General features: G+C 71.9%; 20 protein-coding genes and 2 tRNA genes. 3 read left to right on the top strand and 19 right to left on the bottom strand.

All coding sequences use genetic code 11. The features are described 5' to 3' along the window. Positions 1-81: 81 nt before the first annotated feature. From AQJ30_RS32855 to AQJ30_RS32845, 4 genes are all read right to left on the bottom strand, one after another. Positions 82-154: transfer RNA gene (locus tag AQJ30_RS32855), tRNA-Ala, on the bottom strand. A 145-nt stretch (positions 155-299) separates the two neighbouring features. Beyond that, positions 300-533 carry a hypothetical protein gene (locus tag AQJ30_RS32850; RefSeq protein ID WP_067241185.1) on the bottom strand — a complete coding sequence of 78 codons (234 nt, stop codon included), beginning with the start codon at positions 531-533 and terminating at the stop codon, positions 300-302. Between the two features lie 3 nt (positions 534-536). Beyond that, the gene (locus tag AQJ30_RS38200; RefSeq protein WP_107119756.1) at positions 537-710 is read right to left on the bottom strand and encodes a hypothetical protein; all 174 of its coding nucleotides are present in this window, start codon (positions 708-710) and stop codon (positions 537-539) included. A 69-nt stretch (positions 711-779) separates the two neighbouring features. Then, positions 780-2,138 (bottom strand): MFS transporter, encoded by a 1,359-nt coding sequence (locus tag AQJ30_RS32845; RefSeq protein ID WP_245727241.1) that lies wholly within the window; start codon positions 2,136-2,138, stop codon positions 780-782. Positions 2,139-2,436: 298 nt separating this feature from the next. Between AQJ30_RS32845 and AQJ30_RS32840 the strand changes: the two genes are divergently transcribed. Further along, complete coding sequence (locus AQJ30_RS32840; protein WP_067241339.1) at positions 2,437-3,306, top strand: helix-turn-helix transcriptional regulator; 870 nt, start codon at positions 2,437-2,439, stop codon at positions 3,304-3,306. A 94-nt stretch (positions 3,307-3,400) separates the two neighbouring features. Here AQJ30_RS32840 and AQJ30_RS32835 read toward each other — a convergent pair. From AQJ30_RS32835 to AQJ30_RS38840, 7 genes are all read right to left on the bottom strand, one after another. After that, positions 3,401-3,473: transfer RNA gene (locus tag AQJ30_RS32835), tRNA-Ala, on the bottom strand. Between the two features lie 91 nt (positions 3,474-3,564). Beyond that, positions 3,565-4,233 (bottom strand): histidine phosphatase family protein, encoded by a 669-nt coding sequence (locus AQJ30_RS32830; protein WP_211279146.1) that lies wholly within the window; start codon positions 4,231-4,233, stop codon positions 3,565-3,567. Then, positions 4,233-4,676, bottom strand: coding sequence for a ribosome silencing factor (gene rsfS / locus AQJ30_RS32825; RefSeq protein WP_067241181.1), 444 nt, complete (start codon positions 4,674-4,676; stop codon positions 4,233-4,235). The genes AQJ30_RS32830 and rsfS overlap by 1 nt, the downstream gene beginning before the upstream one ends. A gap of 98 nt (positions 4,677-4,774) precedes the next feature. Continuing rightward, on the bottom strand, positions 4,775-6,643 hold the full coding sequence (locus AQJ30_RS32820; protein WP_067241180.1) for an LCP family protein: 1,869 nt from the start codon (positions 6,641-6,643) through the stop codon (positions 4,775-4,777). 16 nt (positions 6,644-6,659) lie between these two features. Next, entirely contained in the window at positions 6,660-7,286 is a 627-nt protein-coding gene (gene nadD / locus AQJ30_RS32815; RefSeq protein ID WP_067241178.1) for a nicotinate-nucleotide adenylyltransferase, read from the bottom strand. Positions 7,287-7,365: 79 nt separating this feature from the next. Next, entirely contained in the window at positions 7,366-7,530 is a 165-nt protein-coding gene (locus AQJ30_RS38845; protein ID WP_168218103.1) for a hypothetical protein, read from the bottom strand. Between the two features lie 110 nt (positions 7,531-7,640). Then, on the bottom strand, positions 7,641-7,802 hold the full coding sequence (locus AQJ30_RS38840; RefSeq protein ID WP_169808511.1) for a hypothetical protein: 162 nt from the start codon (positions 7,800-7,802) through the stop codon (positions 7,641-7,643). A gap of 126 nt (positions 7,803-7,928) precedes the next feature. Here AQJ30_RS38840 and AQJ30_RS32810 point away from each other — a divergent pair, with 126 nt between their 5' ends. After that, complete coding sequence (locus tag AQJ30_RS32810; RefSeq protein WP_067241176.1) at positions 7,929-9,053, top strand: M48 family metallopeptidase; 1,125 nt, start codon at positions 7,929-7,931, stop codon at positions 9,051-9,053. Between the two features lie 103 nt (positions 9,054-9,156). Here AQJ30_RS32810 and AQJ30_RS32805 read toward each other — a convergent pair whose 3' ends face one another. The 5 genes from AQJ30_RS32805 to proB form a co-directional block, all read right to left on the bottom strand. Beyond that, positions 9,157-10,227 (bottom strand): SCO2583 family membrane protein, encoded by a 1,071-nt coding sequence (locus AQJ30_RS32805; RefSeq protein ID WP_067241175.1) that lies wholly within the window; start codon positions 10,225-10,227, stop codon positions 9,157-9,159. 98 nt (positions 10,228-10,325) lie between these two features. Next, positions 10,326-10,913: an SCO2584 family spore wall biosynthesis protein gene (locus AQJ30_RS32800; protein ID WP_067241173.1), complete on the bottom strand. Its 588-nt coding sequence runs from the start codon at positions 10,911-10,913 to the stop codon at positions 10,326-10,328. Positions 10,914-11,012: 99 nt separating this feature from the next. Beyond that, entirely contained in the window at positions 11,013-12,299 is a 1,287-nt protein-coding gene (locus AQJ30_RS32795; RefSeq protein ID WP_067241171.1) for a glutamate-5-semialdehyde dehydrogenase, read from the bottom strand. Between the two features lie 85 nt (positions 12,300-12,384). After that, positions 12,385-12,846, bottom strand: coding sequence for a hypothetical protein (locus AQJ30_RS32790; RefSeq protein ID WP_067241169.1), 462 nt, complete (start codon positions 12,844-12,846; stop codon positions 12,385-12,387). Between the two features lie 210 nt (positions 12,847-13,056). Beyond that, positions 13,057-14,181, bottom strand: coding sequence for a glutamate 5-kinase (proB, locus tag AQJ30_RS32785; RefSeq protein WP_067241337.1), 1,125 nt, complete (start codon positions 14,179-14,181; stop codon positions 13,057-13,059). 257 nt (positions 14,182-14,438) lie between these two features. Between proB and AQJ30_RS32780 the strand changes: the two genes are divergently transcribed. Continuing rightward, entirely contained in the window at positions 14,439-15,833 is a 1,395-nt protein-coding gene (locus AQJ30_RS32780; RefSeq protein ID WP_067241168.1) for a polysaccharide pyruvyl transferase family protein, read from the top strand. A 62-nt stretch (positions 15,834-15,895) separates the two neighbouring features. Here the strand turns inward: AQJ30_RS32780 and AQJ30_RS32775 are convergent, their stop codons facing one another. From AQJ30_RS32775 to AQJ30_RS32765, 3 genes are all read right to left on the bottom strand, one after another. Further along, positions 15,896-17,116, bottom strand: coding sequence for a glycosyltransferase family 2 protein (locus tag AQJ30_RS32775; RefSeq protein ID WP_067241166.1), 1,221 nt, complete (start codon positions 17,114-17,116; stop codon positions 15,896-15,898). A 293-nt stretch (positions 17,117-17,409) separates the two neighbouring features. After that, a complete protein-coding gene (locus AQJ30_RS32770; RefSeq protein WP_067241165.1) occupies positions 17,410-19,452 on the bottom strand; it encodes a hypothetical protein in 2,043 nt (680 codons plus the stop codon). 256 nt (positions 19,453-19,708) lie between these two features. Further along, positions 19,709-21,208, bottom strand: a complete 1,500-nt coding sequence (locus AQJ30_RS32765) for a bifunctional cytidylyltransferase/SDR family oxidoreductase (RefSeq protein WP_067241163.1) — start codon at positions 21,206-21,208, stop codon at positions 19,709-19,711. Between the last annotated feature and the right edge of the window lie 307 nt (positions 21,209-21,515).

Here is a 21,515-nt window from a genome sequence, read left to right as displayed (position 1 = left end):
CCGGCCGGCCACGCGTGCGCGCGTACGCGTGCGGAGACGACGAAGGCGGGCCATCTCACGATGACCCGCCTTCACCCACTGTGGAGCTAAGGAGAATTGAACTCCTGACCTCCTGCATGCCATGCAGGCGCTCTACCAACTGAGCTATAGCCCCTTGTGCCGCGCGGCCGAACCGCGTTCCCGGCTTGTCCGCCCGGTCTCCCCGGCGGCGACGCCAACATTACACGGTCCGGGGGGTGGAACACCAAATCGGTTTCGCCGGGCCCGGACCACCCGGCTCTCCCTGTTCGCGCGGCCGGCTAGGCCGTCACGAACGAGTAGAAGCGCTTGAGCGTGCAGTGCTCCTCCAGGAGGCGTCCGTAGATCGGCTCCCCCTCGAGTTCGCGGTACGTCTCGATGGGGTCGCCTTTTATGATCAGCGCCCGCGCGCATTCCTCGCACCAGTACTGGTAGTCGGGATTGACCGGCTCCATGTCCCGGACGATCGGGTTGCCGCTCCCGCACCAGTCGCACTTCCGCCTGTGTGCACCCATCGATCAGCTCCAGCTGTGGCCGCAGGACGTGCACACGTACGAGACACCGCCGTTGTCCCCGAGAACCTGGGCCACGTGGGCGGAACCGCAGGAGGGGCAGCTGAGCCGCGTGACCGTGTCCCGTGTCGGTCCCGCGTCGAGGAGGTGACCGCCCTCCTCGAGGATGCTCGCAGGCATCGCTACTCCCTCCCGTCGGGCCGCGCCCCCTTCCGGCCGTTTGATTCTGCCACGGCCGGGCCGATACGGTCAGCGACGCCTCAGTACCAGTCCGGCGAGGGCACCCAGGGCGGCCGTCGCCGCGAGCGCGGACATGCAGGTCATCAGCGCGTCCGAAGAGGTATACGCCTGCCGGGCCCCGAGTGACTCAAGCCGGTCGAAGAACAGTGTGCCGAAGGCCGCGACACCGATCAGCTGGCCGAGCTGCGTCACCGTGGCGAGCAGTCCGCTGGCGTCGGCGGCGTCCTCGGGCCGCACCCCGGCCAGGGCCCGGGTCAGCGTCGGACTGAAGGCGAGCGCGAGCCCCGCTCCGACGCCCGTGTAGGCGAGGTAGACCCAGGCGCCGCCGTGGCTGCCGTGGCGCAGGGCGAGGCCGACGCCGGCCACGGACAGTGCGGTGAGGGTGAACCCGGCGGGGATCAGGACGCGTTGGCAGACCGCGGGCCAGCGGCGCCAGGTGAGCCCGACCACACCGAACACGGCGGCGGTCGGCGCGAAGGTCAGGCCGGCGCGCAGCGCGCTGTAGCCCAGGCCGCCCTGGACGTGCAGGGTGAGCACGAAGAGGAAGCCGCCGTTGACCGCCATGACCGCGCCGATGCGCATCACGGCCAGCCCCATGCCGGGGTGGCGCAGCACCCGGGGTGCGATCAGCGGGGCGCCGCCGCGCCGGGCCAGCCGGGCCTCGTACCGGCAGAACAGCGCGAAGACGACCGCGCCGGCCGCCATGGACAGCCAGGACCACAGCGGCCAGTCCTCCTCCTGGCCGAGCACGAGCGGCACGGTGACCAGGGACACGGCCGCGCCGAGCAGGACCAGGCCGGGGCCGTCCAGGCCGCGCGCCGACTCGACGCCGCCGCCCCGCGGCAGCACGCTGCGGCCGAGGACCAGCAGGACCAGGCCCACGGGCACGTTGACCAGGAACACCGGCCGCCAGCCGGTGCCCAGCAGGTCGGCGCTGACCAGCAGGCCGCCCACCACCTGCCCGGCCGCCGCGCCGACGGCCAGGACCGCCGAGTAGGCGCCCAGCGCCCGCATCCGGGCCTCACCGGTGAAGGACCGCTGGATCAGGCTGAGCACCTGCGGGATCATCACCGCCGAGCCGGCGCCCTGCACCAGCCGGAAGACGATCAGCTCGGTGACGCCCTGGGCCAGGCCGCAGGCCAGCGAGGCCGTGGTGAACAGGGCGAGCCCGACGAGGTGGACCCGGCCGTGCCCGAACCGGTCGCCGAGCCGGGCCCCGGTGATCAGCAGCACGGAGTAGGCGATGGCGTAGCCGGCCACGACGAGTTGCAGGTCGGCGCCGGAGGCGTGCAGGTCGGAACCGATGGTGGGAGCGGCGACGTTCACGATGAAGACGTCGAGCAGGGCCATGAACTGGGCCGCGAGCACGACGGCGAGGAGCCGCCGGGGGCCGTTGTCAGTGGTGGGGTGTTCACTGTGAGTAGCGATCGGAGCGGGCGCCGGAACGGGGCCCGTTCGGGGTGTGGTCGTCATGCCGTCGAGCGTGACGAGACCTCGATACGGGTGCCGAGTGCCCGCCGATGCTGGTACTGACAGCACCTGGCAGGAATGGGGAAGGGCTTCGACCATGGGGGACGTGACGATGGGGGACGTGGCGATGGGGGACGTGGCGGACGGGACGATGAGTGCCGTACCGATGCGGGACGCGGCGACGGGGGGCGTGGCGATGCGGACGACACAGCGGCGCCGGACGGAGCTGGCGGCCTTCCTGCGCGGCAGGCGGGCGAGGGTGACGCCGGCGGACGTGGGGATGCCACCGGGGTTCCGGCGGCGCACGCCGGGCCTGCGCCGCGAGGAGGTCGCCCAGCTCTCGGGCGTGGGGGTGACCTGGTACACGTGGCTGGAGCAGGGCCGGCCGATCAACGCCTCGGCGCAGGTCCTGGACGCCGTGGCGCGCACGCTGCGGCTGGACGCGCCCGAGCGGGAGCACCTGTACCACCTGGCGGAGGTGCCGTACACACCGGTGCAGGGGCCGCCGGCCCAGAGCGTGGGGCCAGAGGTCCGGGGGGTCGTCGACGCGCTCGTGCCGCGCCCGGCGGTGGTCTACAACGCGCGCTACGACATCCTGGCCGCCAACCAGGTCTACCGCGACCTCTTCCTGGACGGCGGCGACCTCAGCACCCCGAGGAACGCGCTGTGGACGCTGTTCACCGTGCCGGAGGAGCGCTGCCCGCTGATGTTCCGGGAGACGGAGCTGCCGATGATGGTGGCGACCCTGCGGGCGGCGTACGGACTGCACGCCGGGGAGCCGTCCTGGGAGGAGTTCATATCCCGGCTGTCGGCGGCGAGCCCGGAGTTCGCGCGGCTGTGGCAGGCGGGTGACGTGGCGAACCGGGACCGCCGCCTGAAGGTCTTCCGGCACGCGACGGTGGGCGAACTGCGGATGACGTCCCTGTCGCTGTCGGTCGACGGGATGCCCGAGTGCCGGATCGTCGTCTACACGCCGGACGACGAGGAGACCGAGCGGCGCACGGACCTGCTGCGGCGCCTGTGCGGCGGGGCGCGCCAGGAGGGCCAGGCGCGGGCGGGGCAATGAAAAAATCCCGCCCCTGCCGGGACGGGATGCTCATGTGTCGATCTTCGACCACCGATCTTTGACAACTCAACAGAGCGTCGATCCGGTCGATCTGTGGAGCTAAGGAGAATTGAACTCCTGACCTCCTGCATGCCATGCAGGCGCTCTACCAACTGAGCTATAGCCCCTCGTTCTTCCCGCTCGGCGGGCGAACAAGAAGAACTTTAGCCTGTGACCTGCCGGAAAGTGAAATCCGGGCCCGTCGCCGCCACGGGCCGCTCAGTCGTCGTCACCGAGGACCGGCTCGGGCAGCGTACCGGCGTTGTGCTCGAGCAGGCGCCAGCCGCGGGCGCCCTCGCCGAGGACCGACCAGCAGCAGTTGGACAGGCCGCCCAGGCTCTCCCAACTGTGCGCGTCGAGGCCGAGCAGCCGGCCGATGGTGGTGCGGATGGTGCCGCCGTGGCTGACCACCACGAGGGTGCCGTCGTCGGGCAGCTTCTCGGCGTGCCGCAGCACGACGGGGGCGGCGCGGTCGGCCACCTCGGTCTCCAGCTCACCGCCGCCGCGGCGCACCGGCTCGCCGCGCTTCCACGCGGCGTACTCCTCGCCGTGCCGGGCGACGATCTCCTCGTGGGTGAGCCCCTGCCACACGCCCGCGTACGTCTCGCGCAGCGCCTCGTCGTGGGTCACCTCCAGGCCGGTCAGCGCGGCCAGCTCGGCGGCCGTGTGCGCGGCACGCGACAGGTCCGAGGAGACGATCGCGTCGGGCCCGAGGGAGGCCAGCAGCCGGGCCGCCCGGCGGGCCTGGGCCACGCCGGTCTCGGTCAGCGCGACGTCGGTGGTGCCCTGGAAGCGGCGCTCCACGTTCCAGGCGGTCTGGCCGTGGCGCCACAGGATGACGCGGCGGCCCCGGCCCTTGCGGTCGCTCACCTCACCCGTGGCGCTCATCACCACTCACCGCCCGGCCGGTCGGCGTCCTCGGCGGCCTGGAGCTTGGCGTGCTCCTCCGCCTTGCCGCGGGTCGCGCGGGCGTCCTCGGGCAGGTCGAGCTCGGGGCAGTCCTTCCACAGCCGCTCCAGGGCGTAGAAGACGCGCTCCTCGCTGTGCTGGACGTGGACGACGATGTCGACGTAGTCGAGCAGGACCCAGCGGGCCTCGCGGTCGCCCTCGCGGCGCACCGGCTTGGCGCCGAGGTCCTTCAGGAGCCGCTCCTCGATCTCGTCCACGATCGACTTGACCTGGCGGTCGTTGGGGGCGGAGGCGAGGAGGAAGGCGTCCGTGATCGACAGCACGTCACTGACGTCGTAGGCGATGATGTCGTGCGCGAGCTTGTCGGCGGCCGCCTGGGCGGCCGTGTTGATGAGTTCGAGAGAGCGGTCCGTGGCGGTCACTGCGTGGCTTTCCGTAGGCGGTCACTGGACTCCAAGGGTCTCATGACCGCCCACGCCTTCCACGCGATTACCCCGGCCCCCCAGCCGTCCGGTCCGTCCTAGGACGACGAGGGCTCGTAGTCCCCGCCGAGGACGACCGCCACGTCCGCGTTGCCGGGGACGGTGCCCTTCGCCACGACGCCGGCGGGCAGGCCCAGGGTCTTGGCGACCTCGGTGGCGTTCTCCTTGTCGGCGGCGTCCGCGTAGAGCACCTTCGAGGTGGCCCGGTCCGTGGCGGCCGTACCGGCCTCCACGAAGGTGAAGCCGCCGTTGAGGAGCACCACGCGCGCGTCCTCGGTGTCGGCCTTTCGGCCGCTGGCGTTCTGCACGGAGACGCTGACCGCGGCGTCCCGGTCGGGGCTCTTCGCGGTGCCGCCGAGGACGTCCTTGACCACGCTGGCGCTGGCTTCGGCGCTCAGCGTGCCGTCGGCCTGCACCGGGAGGACGGCGGTCTTGTAGTCGCCGCCCTTGGCGAGGTCGGCGAGCTTCGCGAGGAAGGTGCCGAGGTCCTTGTCGGTGAGCGAGGGGTCGAGGATCTGGGCCAGGGTCTGCACGGTGACCGTCGCCGCCTGCGCGTCGGAGGAGATCTTGCGCAGCACGCCCTGCATGACCTGGCCGAACCGCTGCAGCTGGGCGTTCTGGGCCTCGCCCTCGGCGCGGTAGGTGGCGTAGGCGACGGCCATCTTGCCGCTGAGGGTCTGGTTGCCGCCCTTGTGGACGAGGGGGGCGGCGCCCTTCTTCTTGGCGGCCGGGTCGGGGACGTCGGTGTCGGTGTCGATCTCGATGTTGCCGACCAGGTCGACGAGGTTCTGCAGGTAGGGCGTGTCCAGGCGCCAGGTGCCCTGGATGTCGGTGCCGAGGACGGTGTCCAGCGCCTCGCGGGTGCCGGAGGAGCCGTCGTCGTCGACGGACTTGGCGAGGGTCGTGGTGGTGCCGTCGTCGTCGGTCAGCACCAGGGAGTTGGGCAGCAGGACAGTGGTGCCCTGCCGGGTGGTGGTGTTGTCGACGAGCAGGGCCGTGGCGGTCCCGCCGCCCGAGGTGTCGTGCAGGTGGAGCGCGATCACGTCGCGCTTCTGGGCGGCGGGGGCCGCGGTGGTGCCGGACTTCTTGTCGGACGAGGACGACAGCCCGGGCAGCTTCCCGGCGTACCAGAGGTAGCCGACGCCGCCGACGGCGACCAGCGCGAGGGCCACGACGAGGGCGACGAGCCGGCTGCGGGCGCGTCGCTTGGCCTCCTCGCGGCGCTCGGTGCGGTTCTCGGTGAAGTTCAGCCAGTCGATGACGTCCTCGGACTCGGCGTCGGGGTCCTCGACGAAGGCGAACTGCTCGGTGTGGTACTCGCGTTGGGGTGCGTCGGCGTCCTGCGGACGCTGGGCGTCCTCGTCGGCGGCGGGGCCGGCCTGCTGCGGGATGTAGGCGGTCTGCTCGGCGACGCGCGACTCGGCCCGGGGCTGCCGTCCGCTGGTCGCGCCCTGCCCGTAGGGGTCGTACGGCGGGGTGGGCGCGGACTGCTGCGGGGCGGTGCCGTAGGAGTCGTGGCCGACGGGGTCCTGCCGGCCGGTGTCGTACGGCTCGTAGGAGGGGGTGGGGTCCTGCCGGCCGGTGGCGTAGGGGTCGTAGCCGTAGCCCTGCTGGTCGTAGCCCTGCTGGTCGTAGCCCTGCTGGTCGTAGCCCTGGCCGCCGTGCTGGTCGTAGCCCCGGCCGTCCTGCCGGTCGTAGCCGCCCTGGCCGCCCTGCTGCGGGTAGCCCTGCTGGTCGTAGCCGTAGGGCTGCTGCTGGGCGTACGGGTCGTAGGACTGCTGCTGCGGGACCTGCTGGGACGGGTCCTGCCGGGGCGGCACCGGCCGGTAGACCGGCTGGCCGAACTCGTCGTAGCCCACGAGCTCGTACGGGTCGCCCCCGTACCCCGCGTCGTATCGGTCGTTCACCGGTACCCCTCTCGGCTCACTGGCCGCGGTACAGCTCGCGCTTGTCGATGTAGCGCACGACTCCGTCGGGCACCAGATACCAGACGGGGTCGCCCTTGGCGACCCTCGCACGGCAGTCCGTGGAGGAGATGGCGAGTGCGGGAACCTCCACGAGCGAGACGCCGCCCTCCGGCAGGCCGGGGTCGGCGAGGTTGTGCCCGGGACGGGTCACGCCGATGAAGTGCGCGAGGGAGAACAGTTCCTCGGAGTCCCGCCAGGTGAGGATCTGGCCGAGCGCGTCGGCGCCGGTGATGAAGAACAGGTCCGTGTCCGGGTTCAGGGCGCGCAGGTCACGCAGGGTGTCCACGGTGTAGGTGGGGCCGCCGCGGTCGATGTCGATGCGGCTCACCGAGAACTGCGGGTTCTCGGCGGTCGCGATGACCGTCATCAGGTAGCGGTCCTCGGCCGGGGAGACCGCGCGGTGGCTCTTCTGCCAGGGCTGTCCGGTCGGGACGAAGACGACCTCGTCCAGGTGGAACTGGGCGGCGACCTCGCTGGCCGCCACCAGGTGCCCGTGGTGGATCGGGTCGAACGTTCCGCCCATCACGCCGAGGCGGCGCTTGCCGGGGTTCGACGGGCCGGTAGGCATGTCCTGCTCTCCCATGCGTGCAGACCCTACCGGCCCGAGCTGGGGGCTCCGGCGGGAGGAGGCCCGCAGTGCCCCGTCACGACCCTTCGGTGCCTCAGCGGTCGCGGTTGAATCGGGTGGTGATCCACAGCAGGAGCAGCAGGATGAAGAAGGCGCTGCCACCGGTGAGGTAGGGGCTGAGGCTCTCGTGGTTGCCGCCGTGCTCCTCGCCCTCGGCGGCAAGGGTGACCAACTGGGCTGCGGTGCTGTGGAAGCTCATCTTCGGCAGGACCTATCCGGTGTGGGCGGGATAAAGACGTCGGCCCATCGTAAGCGGCGGCCCGTACGGCGATCACCCCGACTCCACCGAAGGGGAACCTTCGCCGGCGCTCAGTCGTCCTTCCGCTTGTAGCCCCGCAGCAGGAACCACGCGGTCAGCGCACAGCCGAGGATCATCACGACGAGGACGATCCGGAGCAGGTTCCCCGTGCCCTGTTGCTGAGCTGCGGTCGCGGCCTCGGTGAGCCAGGTGGCGGCGGGGTGGTGCTCCATGACGGCGGGACTCCTTCGATGTAGTGCCCGTCCACCGTAACTCCGCCTACGCTGGGCCCTGCTTCGGGGGCGCAAAGGGCCGTACAAGGGTCCGCAAAGGCCACTCTCACGCGCATGGGGGAAGACATGTCCGACGACGGTCACCAGCAGAGCGGGCACGAGAAGGTGCCGAGCAGGCAGCGCAGGCGGTTCCCGGGGATCTCCTCCCGCGCGTACGAGCACCCGGCCGACCGGTCCGCGCTGGTCGCGCTGCGCAAGCTGAGCGGCTTCGACACGGTGTTCAAGGCGCTCAGCGGGCTGCTGCCCGAGCGGAGCCTGCGGCTGCTGTTCCTGTCCGACTCGGTGCGGGTGTCGGACCAGCAGTTCGCCCACCTGAACGACATGCTGCGGGACGCCTGCTACATCCTGGATCTGGAGAAGGTCCCGCCGATGTACGTGACCCAGGACCCGCGGCCGAACGCCATGTGCATCGGCCTGGACGAGCCGATCATCGTGGTCACCACGGGCCTCGTCGAGCTGCTCGACGAGGAGGAGATGCGGGCGGTCGTCGGCCACGAGGTGGGGCACGCGCTGTCGGGGCACTCGGTGTACCGCACGATCCTGCTGTTCCTGACCACGCTGGCGGTGCGGGTGGCCTGGATCCCGCTGGGCAACCTCGCGATCATGGCGATCGTGACGGCGCTGCGGGAGTGGTTCCGCAAGTCGGAGCTGTCCGCGGACCGGGCCGGTCTGCTCGTCGGGCAGGACCTGCAGGCGTCGATGCGCGGCCTGATGAAGATCGCGGGCGGCAACCACCTGCACGAGATGAACGTGGACGCGTTCCTCAAGCAGGCCGAGGAGTACGAGGCCGGGGGCGACCTGCGCGACTCGGTGCTCAAGATCCTGAACGTCCTGCCGCGCTCGCACCCCTTCACCACGGTGCGGGCCGCCGAGCTGAAGAAGTGGGCCGAGTCCCGCGACTACCAGCGGCTGATGGACGGGCACTACCCGCGGCGCAGCGAGGACAAGGACACGTCGGTCACGGACTCCTTCCGGGAGTCGGCCAACCACTACGCCACGCACGTGAAGTCGTCCAAGGACCCGCTGATGAAGCTGGTCACGGACCTCGCGGGCGGTGCGGGCGACCTGGGCGGCCGGGTCCGCCGGGGCTTCAGCGGCTTCGCCGCCGGCTCGCCGAAGGACCAGCCGTCCAGGAACGGGACCACGACGGAGGAGCCGCCGGCCGACGCGCCGCCGCGCGACGAGGACTGAGCGCGGACCAGCCGGAGCAGGCAGACCATCCGGCCCCCGGCCGGGCCGGCCTCGTTGTCGGGTCCCGTCCGGGCCGGGCGCGCGGGAGCGGCCCGGGCAGGGCTCACACCTTCGGCTGGGCGCTCGTCGCCAGGGTGCCGCACAGGGCCGTGGCGCCGCCGGTGGCGTAGGGGTCCGTGCCGGCCGGGCCGCCGGTCCTGGCGGTCTGGCCGGCCAGCAGCGGCCGCAGGTGGTGGGTGGAGTCGTCGGTGCAGGACAGCGGGCCGGCCTGCACGTAGGAGACGATCAGCTGCGTCTGGTGCAGGCGCAGGTCCTCGCGGTCGAAGCGGAAGTGCAGCTCCCGGCGGACGGTGAACAGGGAGGCCGCGGCCCTGCGGTCGGCACCGGCGGGGCGCAGGGCGTAGACGAAGGTGTGGTCGGCGGTCACCTCGAGGGTGGCCGCGTCGGTCTCGGCGGCCTGGAGCGTGCCCTGGACCCGCACCTTGCGGTCGGCGAGTTCCACGCGGGCCGGGTCGAAGCGGACCAGCCAGCCGGTCGGGGCGTGCCGTCCGTCCGCCGTCGGGTGGGAGAAGCTCTCGTCGAACTGGTCCAGCTGGTCGGGGTCGACCAGCACCCGCGCCGGGCGCACCTGGTCCCCGGTGAGGACCTCCGGGTAGAGCGAGGACCGCACGATGTAGTCCTTGGCCGTGGTCAGCGCGGTGACGACCTGGCTGTCGGAGAAGTGGGCGGTGCGCCGGGAGGCGGGCAGCGTGATGCCCTCGGCGCCGAGGCGGAACTGGGCGGCCGGGCTGTGGTCGTACAGGGCGTCGGTGTCGGCCGTGCCGGGGACGGCGATCTGCGGGGCGAGCGGGATGACCGTCATCCGCAGCGGCTCGACGGGCCGGCGTGCGGACGGGCTCTGGTAGGGGTGGCGGACGCCCATGTAGATCGCGGTGCCGAAGGCGAAGGCGACCAGGACGAACAGGGCGAGCAGCTGGCGGGTGAGACCGCGGTGCAGGGGCGGGCGGCGGCGCACGGCGGGCGCGTGGTCGGCCATCCGCTCCTCGGCGGAGAACTCCTGGAGGCGGGCAGCACGGACGAACGATTCGTCGAACACGACGGATCGGTACTCGTCCTCGCCACCTCCGGGAGCGCCCTCGGGTGTCCCCTCCGGTGGGTCGCCAGGCCCGCCCATACTTTGAGAGTAGGTCGCGGGGAGCCCGGGTAAACGCCGGGCCGCGCGACAAGTTCTGACAGGTTCTCACCCGCCCGGGGGCGTCGGCGCGGCCGGGTTCAGGGGGTGCGCGGGACCGCCGAGACGGGCGGCCGGGACACCTCGGCGCCGGCCGAGGGGGTGACGCGGCTGCCCTGTTCCAGGCCGGTCGTGGCGGGCGGCGGGGCCTGGTCGCGGTCCCCCGAGGAGGCCCCTCGGTAGACGGCGGCGAAGGCCAGTGCGACCATCCCGACGCCCATCACCAGGGCGAGCATCCAGGCGACGGGACGGTGCCAGCGGGCCACCTGTCTGCCGTACGGGCCGGAGGCGCCGTACGAGTGGTCGAGCAGGTCGGCGTCGTCCAGGTCGTCGACGTCCCGGTCGTGGCCGAAACCGGCGGATCCAGCGGCTGCGTCGGAGCCGAAGGCGTCGTCGTAGCGCTCGGCGCGGCTGCGGGCGCGGCGGGTCTCGGCCTCGGCGGCCTCGGCTCTGGCCTGGGCGGCGGCAAGGAGGCGCTCGACGGCGGTCGGCTCGTGGACCGGGGCCGCCCGTACGAAGTCCTCGTCGAAGACCACGGAGGCGAACTCTTCGTCCGACACCCCGCGGTCGTGGTCGTCGTCGGGCTCCCAGCCGTCCGGGAACGGCGTGCCCCCCACGTCCTCCGGCACGGGTCCAGAGTAGACCTGGGGGGTCGCTTTGGGCAGGCGGTCCGGACATTCATCCGTCTGGTGAGACGCCTCTCACGGGCCGCCGCCCATACCCCTCGGTCAGCGGCGGACGTGGCCGTCGCCGGTGACGATGTACTTGGTGCTGGTCAGCTCGGGCAGGCCCATGGGGCCGCGGGCGTGCAGCTTCTGGGTGGAGATGCCGATCTCGGCACCGAAGCCGAACTGGCCGCCGTCGGTGAAGCGGGTGGAGGCGTTCACGGCGACGGTGGTGGAGTCGACCAGCTGGGTGAAGCGGCGGGCGGCCTGCTGGGAGGTGGTGACGATGGCCTCGGTGTGGCCGGAGGTCCACAGCCGGATGTGCTCGACGGCCCGGTCGAGGGAGTCCACGACGGCGGCGGCGATGTCGTGGGAGAGGTACTCGGTCTCCCAGTCCTCCGGGGTGGCCTCCACGACGGTGGCCCGGGAGCCCTTGGCGTGGGCCATGACCCGCTCGTCGGCGTGGACGGTGACCCCGGCGTCGGCGAGGGCGTCCAGGGCGCGCGGCAGGAACTCGGCCGCGATGTCCTGGTGGACCAGGAGGGTCTCGGCGGCGTTGCAGACGCTGACGCGGTGGGCCTTGGAGTTGATCAGGATGTCGACGGCCATGTCGAGGTCGGCCTGGGCGTCGACGTAGACGTGGCAGTTGCCGGTGCCGGTCTCGATGACGGGCACGGTGGACTCGTTCACGACGGTCCGGATCAGGGAGGCGCCGCCGCGCGGGATCAGCACGTCGACCAGGCCCCGGGCGCGCATCAGCTCGCGCACGCTGTCGCGGCTCTCGCCCGGCACGAGCTGGACGGCGTCGGCGGGCAGTCCGGCGCCGCCGACGGCGTCGCGGATCACGCGGACGAGGGCGGTGTTCGACTCGTAGGCGGAGGCGGAGCCGCGCAGCAGGACGGCGTTGCCGGACTTCAGGCAGAGGGCGGCGGCGTCCACGGTGACGTTCGGACGGGCCTCGTAGATGATGCCGACGACGCCGAGCGGGACGCGGACCTGGCGCAGGTCGATGCCGTTGGGCAGGGTTGAGCCGCGGACGACCTCGCCGACCGGGTCGGGCAGGGAGACCACGTCGCGCACGTCGGAGGCGATGGCGCGGACCCGCTCGGGAGTCAAGGTGAGCCGGTCGACGATCGCCTCGCTGGTCCCGGCCTCGCGGGCCTTGGCGACGTCCTGGGCGTTGGCCTCGACGATCTCGCTCGTGCGGACCTCCAGCGCGTCCGCGATGGCGAGGAGGGCGTCGTCCTTGACGGCACGCGGCAGCGGCGCGAGGTCGGCCGCGGCGGCCTTGGCCCGGTAGGCGGCCCGGGTGACCGGGGACATCGAGTCGTACGGCGAGAGCGTGGTCATGAGGGAAGGGTAGTGCGCCGCGCGGACGCGTTCACGGCGCGTTCCACGTCCCGAGACAACTCCCCCGCGTCCCGCACGAGGTCACTCAAAAGGGATGCACGCCCACGGGTGTCGCGGGGGGTGGACCGTAGCCCTCGGCGATGCGCTGGTGGTAGGTCTCGCGGTCGATGACCTCCAGGCCGACGATCTCCCAGGGCGGGAGCCCGGCCGACTGGCGGTGCTCGCCCCACAGCCGCAACGCGACGGCGGCGGCGTCGTGCAGGTCGCGGGCCTCCTCCCAGTAGCGGATCTCGGCGTGGTCGCCGGCGTAGCGGCTGGTCAGGAGGAAGGGGTGGTCGTGGGCGAGCTGTTCCAGGGAGCGGCGCAGGTCCACCAGCGGGACCTCCTCGCCGGAGACGCTGAGGGTGACGTGCCAGAGCCGGGGCAGGTCCTTCGGCTCCTCGTACCGGTCGCCCGCGGCCACGCTGGTCAACGTGCGCTCCTCCCGCGCCGGCCGCGACGGGGAGTCGTTCGTGCCGCCACGGGCCGCCGGCACCCCAGGGCGCACTCGTCTCACGACGGCCTCCTTCACGCATGCGCAGCGCTCGTGCGGGGCGCGTCCCCGCGACACGCCCTCCAGACAAAGTGGAGCAGGCCGCAGGGCTCCGTGGGGCGGTTTCACGGAACGTCCCCCACCGGTACGGGCCGTTCGACTCGCCGGGAGGACCCGTTCGACCGGGACTCAGCGGGCTCGCCGCGCTCCCTGGGGCGGGGCCGGTCAGCGCAGGACGACCAGGTCGTCGCGGTGGACGACCTCCCGCTCGTAGGCGGGGCCCAGCTCACGGGCCAGCTCGTGGGTCGAGCGCCCGATGAGCTGGGGGATCTCCTTGGCGTCGAAGTTGACGAGCCCCCGGGCGACGGGGCGTCCGGTGCCGTCGCGCAGCTCGACCGGGTCACCGGCGCTGAAGTCGCCGTCGACGGCGGCGATGCCCGCGGGCAGCAGCGACTTGCGGCGCTCGACGACCGCGCGGACCGCGCCGTCGTCGAGGGTGAGCGAGCCCTGCGGGGTAGAGGCGTGCTGGAGCCAGAGCAGCCGGTCGGCGGACCGCTTGCCGGTGGGGTGGAAGTAGGTGCCGGTGTCCCCGCCGGCCAGCGCCTCGGCGGCGTGGACGGCGCTGGTGAGCACCACGGGGACGCCGGCCGCCGCGGCGATCCCGGCGGCCTCGACCTTGGTGACCATGCCGCCGGTGCCGACGCCGGCCTTGCCCGCGCTGCCGATCTCGACGTGCGCGAGGTCGCCGGGGCCGCGCACCTCGGCGATCCGGGAGGTGCCCGGCCTGCTGGGGTCGCCGTCGTAGACGCCGTCCACGTCGGAGAGCAGGACGAGCAGGTCGGCGTGGACGAGGTGGGCGACGAGGGCGGCGAGGCGGTCGTTGTCGCCGAAGCGGATCTCGTCGGTGGCGACGGTGTCGTTCTCGTTGACGATCGGGAAGGCGCCCATCGCGAGCAGCTTGTCCAGGGTGCGCGAGGCGTTGCGGTGGTGGGCGCGGCGGCTCATGTCGTCGCTGGTGAGCAGGACCTGGCCGACGCGGACGCCGTAGCGGGCGAAGGAGGCGGTGTAGCGGGCGACGAGCAGGCCCTGGCCGACGCTGGCGGCGGCCTGCTGGCGGGCGAGGTCCTTGGGGCGGCGGCGCAGGCCGAGCGGGGCGAGGCCGGCGGCGATGGCGCCCGAGGAGACCAGGACGATCTCCTTCTCGCCGCCGCTGCGGACCTTGGCGAGGACGTCCACGAGGGCGTCGACCCGGTCGGCGTCGAGGCCGCCGGAGGCGGTGGTCAGCGAGGAGGAGCCGACCTTGACCACGATCCTGCGCGCCTCATGTACGGCCTGCCGTGCCCCTGCCACCGTGCCCACTGTCCCCTCGTCCGGCCGCCGGACCGCCCGGCGCGTGGCGCGCCCGGCGTGGTCCGCCTGTCAGGAAATCTACGCGAAGGGGTCGTGGCGTCGCGCCCCGGTCCACGCAGCGGACAGTGCCGGGCCGCTGCCCCTGCGTGACCATTTGCTCACGATTCGCGTACGGCAAAAAGGTTGTACGGGTTTCCGATGGTAATTAAAGGAAACACAAACTACTTTTGAAGTTTGTGTCTCCTACTGTTCGCCCTGTGAAGCGTCTGCTCCTGAGATCCGGGAAGAGCCCCTTCGACGTCGTACCCGTCGAGGAAGCCATCCACCGTGACGTCATCGGCACCAACTCCGGCAACCTGATCTTCAGCGATGCCGCGCACAAGATCCTCACCACGCCGGAGACCGAGGTCGTCTCCAACGGCATGCGGACCGACGTGTCCGCGGCCGGGCGGATCAGCGAGGAGTACGACGCCTTCGTCATCCCGCTGGCCAACGCGTTCCGGCCGTCCTTCGAGCCCTCGCTGCAGCGGCTGACCCGGCTGATATCCAAGCTCAAGATCCCGGTGGTGATCCTGGGGGTGGGCGCCCAGGCGGGCGTGACCTACGATCCCGCCCGGCTGAAGGCCATGGAGCCCACCGTGCGCGCGTTCTGCGCGGCGGTGCTGGAGCGCAGCGCGTCGATCGGGGTGCGCGGTGAGTTCACCGAGCAGTACCTCACCGGCCTGGGCTTCAAGGACGTCGAGGTCATCGGCTGCCCCTCGATGTTCCTGCACGGCGACAAGCTGCCGGTCGAGAAGAAGGCGCCGGCGCTGACCGCCGAGTCGCGGATCGCGGTCAACGGCTCGCACACCGCCATGCGCGGCGGCGGCCTGCACCGCATCGTCGACCGCGCCCACGCGCGCTACCCGCACCTGCGCTACATCGGCCAGAACATCCAGGACGCCCGGCAGCTGCACTGGCGGGACGTGGACTCCGCGGCCGGGCGCATCACCGAGATGCCGACCCACCCCGACCACCCGATGTACCGGGAGGGCAAGGCCCGCGTCTACATGGACCCGGCGACCTGGATCGAGGACCTGCGCGGCTTCGACTACTCCTTCGGCTCGCGCATCCACGGCAACATCGCCGCGCTGCTCGCGGGCACGCCGGCGACGGTGCTGGCCTTCGACTCGCGCACGCTGGAGCTGTGCCGCTACTTCGAGATCCCGCACCAGCGGCTCGACCAGACGCCGCCCGACACCGACCCGGCCGAGCTGTACGAGAAGGCCGACTTCGGCCCGCTGACCGGCAACCACCGGGAGCGCTTCGACCGGTTCGTGGCGTTCCTGGACAAGAACGGCCTGCCGAACACCTTCAGCCACGGCGACGGCGGCGAGGCGTTCGAGAAGAAAATGCGGTCGCTGTCCTTCCCGCCCGGCGTCCAGCCCTGGAACGACACCGACCTCGCCTCGCTGAGCACCCGCTTCGGCTGGCTCCAGCAGCGCATCACCGAACTCGACACGCACAACGCGCAGCTCAAGCGGGAGCTGGCGAAGAACCGGGCGGGCGCGAAGGCCCTGGTGCACGCCGCCAGGCCGGTGCCGTCGGTCTACCGCCGCGCCCGCCGCGCGATGGGCGGCCGCCTCCGCCGCGCGCTGGGCTCAGGCCAGTGAGCCGGTAGCCGGTAGCCGAGAGTCAAGAGCAGCACCTCGGCAGCGCCGGCTGCCGCGCGCCCTCAGGTCGTCGCGGCCCCGCGCGGCGTCGCACGCCGCGGCGACAGCAGGCGGCGCAGCTTGCGGGCCGCGCGGCGGGTGAACGACGTCGTCGGGCCCTGGCGCCAGCCGGGGTGGCCCTTGGCCTCGCGCGGCTCGGCGAGGTAGATCCGGTCCGGGACGCCCGCCGCCCGGGAGCGGAAGTGCGGGTAGGCCAGGTAGAGCCGGGTGCCGCGCTTCTCCAGCACCGGCTCCGGCTCCTTCTTGGCCTGGAGGAACCGGAGGACCTCGTCGAGGAGGTCGGGCCGCCCCGCGGCGACCAGGTGCAGCCGCAGGCGCTGCTCGACCTTGAGGCGGTGGGCCACGCCCTCGTTCCAGTGGGCGGCCAGCATCGGCGCGGCCAGCTCCAGCTTGCGCCGGCGCACCTCCTCGGTGTCCCGCAGGAACACCGGGCCGAACTGCGGCAGCAGGGTCACCAGGAAGGGCCGGACCATGAGCACGTCCCGCTTGGCGCCGGGCGGGACCAGCCGCTCGATCAGGCCCATGAGGGCGCGCGCGGAATCGAAGCGCTTGAGGTAGCCGCCGGTCTTGGTGACGTGCTTGCCGTCGCTGCGGCCGACCAGGTAGTAGCAGGTGTGGTCGGCGACCACCGAGACGCCGTCGGCGCGCAGGTACGCCTCCATGGTGAACACCGCGTCCTCGCCGGTCCACAGCGACTCGTCGAACCGCATCGCGTACCGCTCGAGCATCGCCCGGCGGAACAGCTTCTGCGCGCTGAGCGTGAACTTGATGTTGGACGAGTAGACGTCCGTGCGGTCGAGGGTCTTGCCCCACATCGAGGTGGGCGGCTTGCGGTTGATGCCCTCGACCCGGCCCAGTACGACGTCCGTGCCGTTGCGGTCGGCCATCGCGACCATGCGCTCCAGGGCCTCGGGCCCGAGCCGGTCGTCGGCGTCCAGGAAGAACACGTAGCGCCCGGCGGCCTTGGACAGGCCGACGTTGCGCGGGCCGCTGGGGCCGCCGGAGTTGGCCTGGCGGACGACGGTGACCGGCATGGGGGCGCGGGCGGCGAACTCCTCCAGGTACGCACCCGTGCCGTCGGTGGAGCCGTCGTCGACCGCGATGACCTCGATGCGCTCGGGGGCGAGCGTCTGCGCCTCGACCGACGCCAGGCACTCGACGAGGTACGGCATCGCCTCGTACGCCCCGATCACCACGGTGACGTCCGGCTGAGCGACGGTCACGTGTCCCCCTCGTCCTGCTCGTCCTGTGCGTCGTACGTGTTCCGGTACGTGCGCCTCACACTTCTATGGCTACCTGATAGACGGGAAATCGTGACGGCGCGTTCACTCACTCACTGTGACCCGGAGCACGCCAAGAGCACGCGAAGAGCAGGCCAAGTGCCCGCCAAATCGGGCGGCGGCACGGCGGCGCGCCCGCCCGGACACGCCGCAGGGCCCGGCCTGGGAGGGCCGGGCCCTGCGGTGGGTCCGAACGGGTCACGCCGTGACCGGCGCGTCGGCCGGCCGGCCGGGACTCAGCCGGCCGGGACCCCCTTGGTGCTGGTCAGCCCCGGGTCGTCGGCCGTCGTGGCGATCCGCGCCGTCTGGCCGGCGTTGCGCGCCTCCGCCTTGAGGGCGAGGTCGGCGACCGCGGCGTTGAACCGCTCGACGGACGTCGGCTCGTCCGGTCCGAGCAGGTACTCCTTGAGCTCCTTGCGGCCCCCGGCCAGCGGATCGGCGGCCGGGTCGCGCACGGCGGCCAGCAGGGCGTCCAGGCCCGTGGCGCCGTTGTCGAGGATCACGGCGGCCCGCACCGCGGTGTTCTGCCGCTTGAACTCCTCCGGGCCGAGGCCCGCCGAGTCGGTCACCGCGTACGGCTTGCCGCTGGCGATGTAGTCGGAGACCACGCTGGAGATGTCGGAGACCATCGCCTCGGAGACGTTGAAGCAGTCGTACAGGCGCGGCTCGGCACCGGTGATCACGCGGTGCTCCCACTCCGGGAAGGAACGCCAGTAGGCGTCGTTCCACTCGGCGCGCAGCCGGGCGACCTCCTCGTGCCTGCGGTAGTCGACGAGCCCGTCACGGGCGGTCTCCGCCTCGTCGCCGCCGCCCTCGAACGTGCGGGCCAGCTCGGCCAGGCGCTGCTCGACGCGGGCCAGCTCCGCCTTGGCCGCGGCCTGGGCGGCGGTGTCGGGGGTGAAGCGGGGGTCCATGGCGCGCTCGGCGGCGGCCTTCTTGACCAGGGCCTCGATCCGGCGGTGCGCGGCGCCGGCGCGGGCGCTGCGGGTGCCGGTGAAGGGGTGCGGCTTGTACAGCACGCGGACCGGCGGGTCGGCGGCGACCAGCCGCTTGACGATGTTCTCGCCGGCCAGGATCAGCGAGGTGTTGCCGGGGTTGTCGTCCCAGCCCTCCCAGGTCGGGGCGTAGAGCACCGTGGGGACGCGGCCCGCGGGGGCCTCGCGGCGCGGCTGGATGGGCGCGAGCTGCGGGCGGCCCACCTCGACGATGTCCTCGTCGCGGATGCCGACGTCGGCGATGGCGTAGCGGTCGCGGCCGGCCCGGCCGGCGGTCCACACCTCGTCGTAGACCTTGCTGAACGGGTTGACGCTGGCGAGTTTGTCGCTGTCGCCGTGGCCGATGAAGACGTGCTTCATGGTGGGCACGCGCAGCAGGTGGATGTTCTTGCCGACGTTCGCCGCGTAGAGGGCCACCCGCACGGTCGACAGGTCCAGGTTCATCAGGTGCACTCCCCCGGGCACGCTGATGACGGGGACCGTGGTGGGGGCGAGCTTCTCCAGGATGACGTGCTCGCGCAGCAGGACCAGCGGACGCGAGTCCAGCTGCTCCATGGTCTCCAGCCACATGTTGACCTGGTACGCCGAGTCGGCGGAGCCGGAGAAGTACAGCACCGTCTCGGGGCGGTACTCGCGCAGCCAGGCGCTGACGGCGGACAGCACCTTGTCGGCCCGCGGCGGGATGCGCTTGGCGCGCAGGTACGGCACCAGCGCGAGGACGTACAGCAGGCCCAGGCCCAGCGTGACGACGACACCGGCGTAGGCCGCGGCGGCGGGGCCGCCCTGGGCCCACACGAGCAGGCCCACCACGGCCGGCAGGTCCAGGTGCAGCATCTTCTCGCCGGCGTCGCGCAGCAGCAGCCGCGGCGGGGCGTCGGGGATGCGGACGCGCGAGACCAGGTCGACGTTGCGGGTCTGGACGGGCATCGAGCGGCGCTTGCCGATCAGCGTCACCAGGGCGCCGTGCGGGGCCTGGAGACCGAAGAAGACCGTGAAGCAGGCGATGGCCGCGTAGAAGGCCGACGCCTCGGAGAGGTCCAGGCGGGCCAGGAGCAGCACCAGCAGCAGCTCACGGACGAGGAATCTGATCGACAGACCCGCGCGCACCTTGGTCAGCAGCTCGATCAGGTAGCTGTGCCTGCGGTGGAGGTAGAGGTCCGCGAGGTACGTCACGGCGGCCACGGCCGCGAAGGCGGGGACGCTCGGGAGGAGCGCGGTCAGCATGAGGCAGGGGTAGCCCAGCATCATGAGGGCCGCCGCGGCCAGCTCAGCAGCGCTGCCCACACGGGCGACGCGGATGGCTTTGGTTATCACGGGGGAACCTGCTCTGGGAGGGGGAGGCCGGTCAGCCGGGTCGGGTGCGGTGTTCGGTTCTTCGGTCCTTCGATTCCCGCCGACCGGGGCAATTCGGGCCGAATCGGAAGGGACCCTGTGCGTCGGCTGAGAGAGTTCGGGCGAGTTCTACGGATTCAGGCCCCTGCGGGCTCCGGTTAACGGGGAGCCACAGAGGCCTGAAATTCGTATGGCTATTTGCGGCCGATTATGCCATGCCGTCGTGCCGGTCCAGCACACCGGCCAGCGCCTGCTCGAACCCGGACGCCTGGCCCGCACTGGCCGTCGGGTCCTGCTGGCGGACGTCGATGACGTGCCCGGTGAGCTCGGAGAGCAGCACGTCCAGGGAGGTGCGGGCCACGGCCTCGGAGGACAGCAGGGAGCCCGCGGGCTCCTGGCCGAACGCCTTGGTCCGCATGGGGGTGGCGGTGCGCTCGGGGTTGATGCAGTTCACCCGGACGCCGTCGCCGGCCCACTCGTCGGACAGGGCCTGGGTGAGGTTCACCATGGCGGCCTTGGTGGAGGAGTACAGGCTGTACTCGGCCCGGCCGCGGGTGTAGCTGCTGGAGGTGTACAGCAGCAGCTGGCCCTTGGTCTCGGCCAGGTACTTGTAGGCCGAACGGGCGATCTGCACCGGGGCCAGGTAGTTGACCTTCAGCGCTTCCTCGATGGTCGCGTTGTCGGTCTCGGCCAGCTTGCCGATGCGCAGCACGCCCGCGGTGTTGACGACGTAGTCGATGCGCCCGGTCTCGGCGTACGCCTTGGACAGGGCGTCGTCGACCTCCTCCGGGTTCTCCACGTGGGTGCCGGTGGTGGAGCGGCCGAGCGCGTACACCGTGGCGCCGTAGCCGCGGGCGAGTTCGGCGATGTCCTTGCCGATGCCGTAGGAGCCGCCGAAGACGACGAGGGTGCGGCCGGTGAGCAGGGCGCGGTAGTCCTCCTCGCCGTTCTGCTCGGGCGCGGCGGTGGAGGCCAGCTGGAAGAGCTTGTCGGCGATGAAGACGTCGACGGGCTGGGTGACCTTCATGTTGTACTCGTCGCCCGCGACGACGTGGATCGGCACGTCCGGCAGGTAGCGCAGGACGACCGTGCAGTCGTCCGTGGCCTGGAAGTTGGGGTCGCCGGCCGCGACCTCGTAGGCCCGGCGGATGGTGGAGAGCTTGAAGGCCTGCGGGGTCTGGCCGCGGCGCAGCCGGGAGCGGTCCGGGATGTCGGTGATGAACTCCCCGTCCTCGCCGTGGGTGCGCGTGACGATGATGGTGTCCGCGGAGGGGATGGCGACGTCGACGGCCTGGTAGCGCTCCAGCGCGGCGACGCAGTCGTCGATGACGCGGCGCGACAGCAGGGGGCGTACGGCGTCGTGGAACAGGACGTTGGCGTCCTCGCCCTCGGCCAGCCCCTCGCCCAGCACGGAGATGGCGCGCTCGGTGGTCTCGTTGCGCGTGGCGCCGCCCTCGATGATCCGGGAGACCTTGCGGAACCCGGCCTTGGCGACGATCTTCTCCACGTCCGGGACGTAGCCGGGCGCCATCAGCACGATGACGTCGTCGATGGAGTCGGCGTGCTCGAAGGTGGTCAGGGTGTGCTCGATGACTGCCTTGCCGGCGATCTTCAGCAGCTGCTTGGGGATCTGCAGACCCACGCGCTGACCGGTACCGCCGGCCAGGATCACTGCGGTCGTACGGGGCTTGGCTATGTGCTGGGACACAGGGTGACCTACCTTGGGGCGAGGGAACGGGGAAAGGTTCCCACTTGCGGTTACCGCGATGCAAGGCGAGCGCCCCTCCCTGGTTATGCGGGCGCCACCTGTCATTCACCTTGTTTTTCACAGCCGAGTGTCACGAGCTTAACGCCGATCGGGTCGGCGGCACGCCCGCAGGCCGCACCCCTCGCCTGCCCGGGCAGCGGCCACGCACGCCTGGTAGTGAAGATCGCCGCACGGGTCGCCACGCCTTCTCCCTGTGCCTCACCCGCTGTGACGCATGAAACGGAAATGCAATTGCGGGGAGGACGGC

This window comes from Streptomyces longwoodensis, assembly GCF_001514125.1.
Lineage (GTDB): Bacteria > Actinomycetota > Actinomycetes > Streptomycetales > Streptomycetaceae > Streptomyces > Streptomyces longwoodensis.
This window is presented reverse-complemented; position numbering and strand designations above follow the sequence as displayed.